This window comes from Pseudoalteromonas sp., from assembly GCF_036960685.1.
GTDB lineage: Bacteria > Pseudomonadota > Gammaproteobacteria > Enterobacterales > Alteromonadaceae > Pseudoalteromonas.
Genome location: NZ_JBALXK010000050.1, coordinates 1 through 7,669, shown reverse-complemented (window position 1 = coordinate 7,669; position 7,669 = coordinate 1). Strand labels below are relative to the sequence as shown.

Here is a 7,669-nt window from a genome sequence, read left to right as displayed (position 1 = left end):
ATGTAGGCGAGTGGCTTGCCACCGCGTTTTAAATGCGGCTCGGTGTTGGTGCGTCAACAAGCTTAACGCCTACGGGTTGGCATTGATGTTTGGATTTACTTAGGCGGGCTTTATGCCGCGCACGTTGTGTTGAGGCGTTAGATTTCAGATAGAGCTAGCCTCTGCCTTTCATCTTTAACCTAGCTCCTAACACCTAGCGTTAGTATCTTTCATTTCTCGGGTAGCTTTAACTTCCGCATTCAACTAAAATCGGATCTCTGATGTAATTTGGTGTTTTCTCATGGCTAAAGATAGGTTCGCGCCAAAACCGTTAAACGATATTATGGCTGGTCTCAGTGGTCGCTTGTCGTCGTATGCAGGTAAGAGCCAAGCGCTGGATAAGCAACAAACTTTATTGAGTGAATTTTTAGGTGCTAATTTAAGCGGTAAATGCCGTGTCAGTAATTATCGAGATGGCACCTTAATGATTGAGGCTGTTTCTGCACCTATTGCGCTGCGTTTAAATTACTTAAAAATGGATATGCTGTCGCACTTTCGTGGTGCGGGTATGGCAGAGCTTGGGCAAATAAAAATTACTGCTAATCCTCAAGCTAGCCAACGATTAAGCCCAAATAATGCAAGTAAAACAGCCAATACCACGCCTGCCAAAAAACTCCCTATGAGCGAACAAACCGCTGACTACCTAAATGCCATCGCCGCAGATGCACCACCATCATTAAAAGCAAAATTAGAAAAATTAGCTAGGCATGGCAAAAAAGCAAAGCTTTAAGCTGTAAGTCATAAGTTTTAAGTTGAAAAGCTGCAGTGCTAAAAAAATATCGAGCGGCTTTAACTTTTCAAAAGAAGTTTTACAATAGGTTTCATCTTTTTAAATTCAGTTATTGCTAGTTTGTTTTCACCTCTTGATTTTTTATCATCCACCACCATATCTTCAGAGTTAATGACGTTTCACAGCCTTAATTAAAGTAATGTTTACGGCTTGTTGTAAATTTTCTTGCAGAAAACGCATATCTTAACTACGTGATGGTTTGATGTTTCGCATAGTCTGGTATAGTAGCGCACGTATTGAACGCTGCTTTTGCAACGTTCATCGAAATTGCTAATTAATATGTGCTCAAAGAGTAATCTATTAATTAGTAATTATAAAAATGGGTTAGCTGATACTCGGCTAGCAAAGAACACATTGTAACGGTTTTATCATGATATCTAATTTATTTACCAAGATTTTTGGTAGTCGCAATGACCGCACTATTAAAAATTTAAGAAAGACGGTCGCGCTGATCAACGCGCTTGAAACGCAACTTGAGGCGCTTTCAGACGAAGATTTAAAAGCCAAAACAGCAGATTTTAGAGAGCGTTACGATAACGGACAAAGTCTTGATGACATTTTACCAGAGGCGTTTGCCGTGGTACGTGAAGCATCAAAGCGTGTAAATGGCATGCGTCACTTTGACGTGCAGTTACTAGGCGGCATGGTGTTGCACCAAGGCCGTATCGCAGAAATGCGTACCGGTGAGGGTAAAACCCTTACTGCAAGTTTACCGGCATACTTACGCGGTATTACAGGAAAAGGGGTTCACGTTATTACCGTGAATGACTACCTTGCCAAGCGTGATGCTGAGACTAACCGCCCATTGTTTGAATTTTTAGGTTTAACTGTTGGCTGTAACGTACCGGGTATGATGCCGCAACAGAAAAAAGAAGCCTACGCTGCCGATATTACCTACGGTACTAATAACGAATTTGGTTTTGATTACCTACGTGACAACATGGCGTTTAGCATTAATGAGCGCGTACAACGTCCGCTTTACTATGCAGTAGTCGATGAAGTTGACTCAATTTTAATTGATGAAGCGCGTACACCACTAATCATCTCAGGCCCTGCTGAAGATAGCTCGCAGCTATATGCTGAAATTAATACCATTGTTCCACTTCTTGAATTACAAGAGAAAGAAGATGAAGAAGGTATTGAAGGCGATGGCGATTTCACCATTGATGAAAAAGCCAAGCAAGTTCATTTAACTGAACGCGGCCAAATTAAAGTTGAAGAACTGCTAATTGAGCGTGGCTTAATTGAAGAAGGCGATTCGCTTTATTCAGCGGCAAGTATTACGCTGCTTAGCCATATTTATGCAGCATTACGTGCTCATAAACTGTATCAAAAAGACATTGATTACGTTGTAAAAGAAAACGAAGTTATCATTGTTGATGAGCACACTGGCCGTACAATGGAAGGCCGTCGTTGGTCTGAAGGTTTACACCAAGCTGTTGAAGCAAAAGAAAATGTAAAAATTCAAAACGAAAACCAAACATTAGCGTCAATCACATTCCAAAACTACTTCCGTATTTACGATACCCTTGCAGGTATGACCGGTACTGCTGACACTGAAGCATTTGAGTTTCAGTCAATCTACGGCCTAGATACCGTTGTTATGCCAACTAATAAGCCGATGATCCGTGAAGATCGCGCTGATTTAGTGTACTTAACCCAAGAAGAAAAATACGAAGCTATTTTGGTCGATATTAAAGATTGCCAAGAGCGCGGCCAGCCAGTATTGGTGGGTACGATTTCAATCGAAAGCTCTGAGTATTTATCGCAATTTTTACGTAAAGAAAAAATTAAGCACAACGTACTTAATGCTAAATTCCATGCCCAAGAAGCCGACATCGTTGCTGATGCGGGTTTACCAGGCACAGTAACTATCGCTACTAACATGGCTGGTCGTGGTACTGATATCGTACTTGGTGGTAACTGGAATAGCGAAGTCGAAAAGCTTGAAAACCCAACTGATGAGCAAATTAAAACGATTAAAGAAGCGTGGCAAATTCGCCATGATGCAGTAATTGCAGCGGGTGGTTTGCATATTATTGGTACTGAGCGTCATGAATCGCGCCGTATCGATAACCAGCTACGTGGTCGTTCGGGTCGTCAAGGTGATGCGGGTTCAAGCCGTTTTTACTTATCAATGGATGACGCGTTAATGCGTATATTCGCTGGTGAGCGCATGACTAACATGATGCGTAAACTGGGTATGCAACGCGGTGAAGCGATTGAGCACCCGTGGGTTAACCGTGCCATTGAAAACGCGCAACGTAAAGTTGAAGCACGTAACTTTGATGTTCGTAAACAGCTACTTGAATATGATGATGTTGCAAACGACCAACGTCGCGTTGTTTACTCACAACGTAATGAATTGCTGGAAGAAGGCGATATTTCAGAGACGATCACGGTTATTCGTGGTGACGTATTGGGCAACACGATTGACCAATATATTGCACCACAAAGCCTCGCTGAAATGTGGGACATTCCTGGCCTTGAAGAGCGTTTAAAACAAGACTTCTTAATTGAGTTACCAATCACGCAGTGGTTAGCTGACGATAACAAGCTTTACGAAGAAAAATTACGTGAGCGTATTGAAGAGTCAGTTGAGCAAGCTTATAAAGATAAAGAGCAGCAAGTTGGTGAGTCAGTACTTCGTCAATTTGAAAAAGCGATTATGCTTCAAAGCTTGGATCAACATTGGAAAGATCACCTTGCAGCAATGGATCATTTACGCCAAGGTATTCATTTACGTGGTTACGCGCAAAAGAATCCTAAGCAAGAATACAAACGTGAGTCGTTTGAGCTGTTCTCAGAAATGCTTGAAAATCTTAAAATTGATGTAGTAAGCATTTTAAGTAAAGTACAAGTACGCGCTGAAGAAGATGTTGAAAAAGTAGAAGAGCAACACCGTAAGAGTGAAAATGCACCGCGCGAATATCAACATGAAGAAGTTGAACACGTAGGCGGCGAAACACCACAAGGTGCTGTTGTATCTGCACGCGTTGAGCCAAAAGTTGGCCGTAATGAACCTTGCCCATGCGGCTCTGGTCAAAAGTTTAAACAGTGTTGTGGTAAGTTAAAATAAACTGTTTAAATACTGAAAAAAGCGACGCCTGCGTCGCTTTTTTGCTTTTCGGAATATGGTTAAAGGTTAAAGGTTAAAGGTTCTAGGAAGACAAAGGTGCTAGGCGATAGGTTAAAGTTTGTCTCGGGGTTTGAATTTGCGTAGGCGCGGTTTAAAATTCATGGCTACTCCCTCGTAGGAGCCGGCTTTAGCCGCGAAGGGTTTTTAGTGATTTATTCACAAAGAGGTTAAGAGAGCGCTGCGCTTAAGAGGTAAATAAAGGGGTTAGGACCTAGGACCTAGCGCCTCGAACCTACGTATTAGCGGCTTTATGCCGCGCGGTTTAAAATTCATGGCTAAAGCCATTTCCTACAGGCTACTCCCGCGTAGGAGCCGGCTTTAGCCGCGAAAGGTTTTTAGTGATTTATTCACAAAGAGGTTAAGAGAGCGCTGCGCTTAAGAGGTAAATAAAGGGGTTAGGACCTAGGACCTAGCGCCTCGAACCTACGTATTAGCGGGTTTACCCCGCGCGTTTTTAAGAAAGGTAAAAAGATGACAAAAAAAATTGTACATGTAGCGGTTGGAGTTATCAAAACGGATAACAGTTTATTTATCTGTAAACGTCCTGACGATAAACACCAAGGTGGTTTGTGGGAATTCCCAGGTGGTAAAGTAGAAAGCGGTGAAACCGTATTTGCAGCACTTAAACGAGAGCTTCAAGAAGAAGTCGGTTTAACAATTAACAACTCAAGCGAGTTGATGACGATTGAGCATGATTATGGCGATAAATGCGTAAAACTCGACGTACATTTAGTGACTGACTTTAGCGGCCAAGCCCATGGCGCCGAAGGCCAACAAAGTGCGTGGGTTGCAATTGACCGCTTAGATGAATATAACTTCCCAGCAGCAAACGTAGAAATTATCGAAAAAATAAAAACGCAGTGTTGATCGTGCTTAGATTTACGTAGACGCGGCTTTATGCCGCGCAAGTTGTATTTAGACGTTAGATTATAGATGTTAGATGAAGCTAGTCTCTGCCTTTAAGCGAGTATCTTTCATTTCTCGGTGTAGCGCGAAGCGCCTCTGTGGTGAACATAATATTGCGCGAGGTAAACTCGCGCCTACGGGTTGGCATGGGTGTTTGGATTTGCGTAGGCGCGGCTTTATGCCGCGCGGTTGATAAAATTCATGGCTAAAGCCATTTCCTACAGGGTTTAAATTTATCGTAGGAGCCGACTTTATGCCGCGTGGTTTTGATGTTTTCTCGGTGCTGTACATAAACCTGTGTAAGGCAAATTTCTAGCTACAAACTTTGTTACATATTAAAAATGGCTGTTTGGGCTTATCGGTTTATTGTTGCATGGAACAGGTTTAAGATGGGAGCAACGAATATTCTATTTAAGAGCCTTATTTGAGTGGCTGAGTATTCAAACCATAACTAACAAACGAGACAATCATGAAAAAAGTAACGCTTACTGCGGCAAGTATTGCACTTGCTTTGGGATTAGTCGGTTGCGGCGAACAACAAGAACAAGCTAAAGCACCAGAAACGGTAGCTGCAAGCGCACCGGTAGAACAGCTCAATTCTGGTATTGAACTAGCTAATATGGACAAGTCTGTCCGTGCTCAAGATGATTTTTATTATCACGTAAATGGCCAATGGTTGGCGACGACTGAAATCCCGGGTGATAAATCAAACTATGGCTCGTTCTCACAGTTATATGATGATTCGCAAGAAGCGATGAAAATAGTACTAGAAAAAGCGGCTGCGAATACGGCGGTTAAAGAGGGTACTGATGAATATAAGTTGGGTGCGTTTTTCAAAAGCTACATGAATGAAGCCAAGCGTGATGAATTAGGTATAACACCGCTAAATGGCCCGTTGACTGCTATTGATGGTGTTAAAAATAAGTCTGATTTAGTGACATTGATGGCAAAAATTCGCATACAAGGCGGCGCAGTGCCATTTGGTTGGTATGTTAATAACGATGCTAAAAACTCTAGCGAGAATGCATTGTACGCGTACCAATCAGGCCTTGGTTTACCTGATCGTGATTACTATTTAAAAGACGATGAAAAATTCACTAAAATTCGCGCGCAGTATCAAGTCTATGTAGCCGATATTTTAAAACATGCTGGTGTTGAAAAGGCAGATGAAGCTGCAAAAGCGATTATTGCACTTGAGACCAGTATTGCCGATGCACAGTGGACACGTGTTGAAAGCCGCGATGCTACCAAGTCTTATAATAAAATGAGTGTAGCGGATGCGAGTAAGTTAACTGGTGAGTTTGACCTCGCTGAATACTTTAAAGCGTCTGGTGTGAATGTAGAAGATATTATCGTTAGCCAGCCTAGCTACTTTGAAAAATTTGCCGATATTTATAAAACGACAGACCTTGAAACGTGGCAACAATACCTTAAATTTCATTTAGTAAGTAACTACGCGGGTATATTAGATAAAGATCTGGTTGATTTAAACTTTAACTTTTATAGCACCACATTACGCGGCGTTGAAGAGCAAACACCTCTTTGGAAGCAGGCTGTAGATGCATCAAACGAAGTGTTAGGTGAAATCTTGGGTAAAGTTTACGTTAAAGAAAACTTCCCGCCAGAAGCTAAAGCGCGCATGGAAGAGTTAGTTGATAACGTGATAAAAGGCTATGGTGTTGCAATTGAAAACCTAGAGTGGATGAGCCCAGAAACCAAGCTTGCTGCAAAAGAAAAACTCGACAAATTTACACCAAAAATCGGTTACCCTGATAACTGGAAAGACTACTCACAGTTAAGCATTAATGCGGATGATTTAGTTGGTAACTATATTCGTCATAGTGAATGGGCTTATGCGGATATGATTGATAAGCTAGGTAAGCCTGTTGATCGCTCTGAGTGGCACATGACACCACAAACAGTGAATGCTTACTATAACCCGGTGAATAACGAAATTGTGTTCCCAGCGGCAATCTTACAACCCCCATTTTTTAACTTAGAAGCTGATGATGCGGTTAACTACGGTGCAATTGGTGCGGTAATTGGTCACGAGTTAGGCCATGGTTTTGATGACCAAGGTGCTAAGTATGATGGTGATGGTAATTTACGTGATTGGTGGAGCGAGTCAGACCTTAAACAGTTTGAAGCACGTACCGGCCAGTTAGTTGCGCAGTATAACGAGTACCAACCATTTGCAGATGCCAGCGTCAATGGACAATTAACTTTAGGTGAGAATATTGGCGATTTAGGTGGCCTAACGGTTGCTTTCACTGCTTATCAGTTATCGCTAGGTGGCGATAAAGCGCCAGTGATTGATGGTTATACGGGTGATCAGCGCTTCTTTATGGGTTGGTCGCAAATTTGGCGTCGTAAATACCGCGATGAAGAATTACGTAACCGCCTTATGACAGACCCTCATTCACCAAGCCATTACCGAGTAATTGGTATCTTGTCGAATATGCCTGAGTTTTACCAAGCGTTTGACGTAAAAGAAGGCGATAAAATGTATATCAAACCAGCTGAGCGGGTAAAAATTTGGTAATCAACTTTTAATAGTTTGCTGATAAAACGGTGGCTTAGGCCGCCGTTTTTGTTTTGAGAGAAGTAAAGGTTAGAGGTTAAAGGTTATAGGTTAAAGGTTAGAGGTTAGAGGTTAGAGGTGCTAGGGAAGTGACTAGGTGCTAGAACCTCAAACATAGGTTAAAACGTAGGCGCTGTTTTATGAAATTCATGGCTAAAGCCATTTCCTACGTCATCGGCTGATGATTGCTTTAACGCTAAGACCTGCGCGAGGT

The 7,669-nt window shown here is 42.1% G+C and carries 4 protein-coding genes; all 4 read left to right on the top strand.

What is annotated here, in order from left to right:
* Positions 1–280: 280 nt before the first annotated feature.
* The 4 genes from V7783_RS20835 to V7783_RS20820 all read left to right on the top strand — a co-directional run bounded on the left by V7783_RS20835 (position 281) and on the right by V7783_RS20820 (position 7,416).
* A complete protein-coding gene (locus V7783_RS20835; RefSeq protein WP_335680362.1) occupies positions 281–769 on the top strand; it encodes a DUF721 domain-containing protein in 489 nt (162 codons plus the stop codon).
* Positions 770–1,199: 430 nt separating this feature from the next.
* On the top strand, positions 1,200–3,908 hold the full coding sequence (secA, locus tag V7783_RS20830; RefSeq protein WP_335680361.1) for a preprotein translocase subunit SecA: 2,709 nt from the start codon (positions 1,200–1,202) through the stop codon (positions 3,906–3,908).
* Positions 3,909–4,439: 531 nt separating this feature from the next.
* A complete protein-coding gene (mutT, locus tag V7783_RS20825; protein ID WP_335680360.1) occupies positions 4,440–4,835 on the top strand; it encodes an 8-oxo-dGTP diphosphatase MutT in 396 nt (131 codons plus the stop codon).
* A gap of 508 nt (positions 4,836–5,343) precedes the next feature.
* Positions 5,344–7,416, top strand: coding sequence for a M13 family metallopeptidase (locus V7783_RS20820; RefSeq protein WP_335680359.1), 2,073 nt, complete (start codon positions 5,344–5,346; stop codon positions 7,414–7,416).
* The last annotated feature ends 253 nt before the right edge of the window (positions 7,417–7,669 follow it).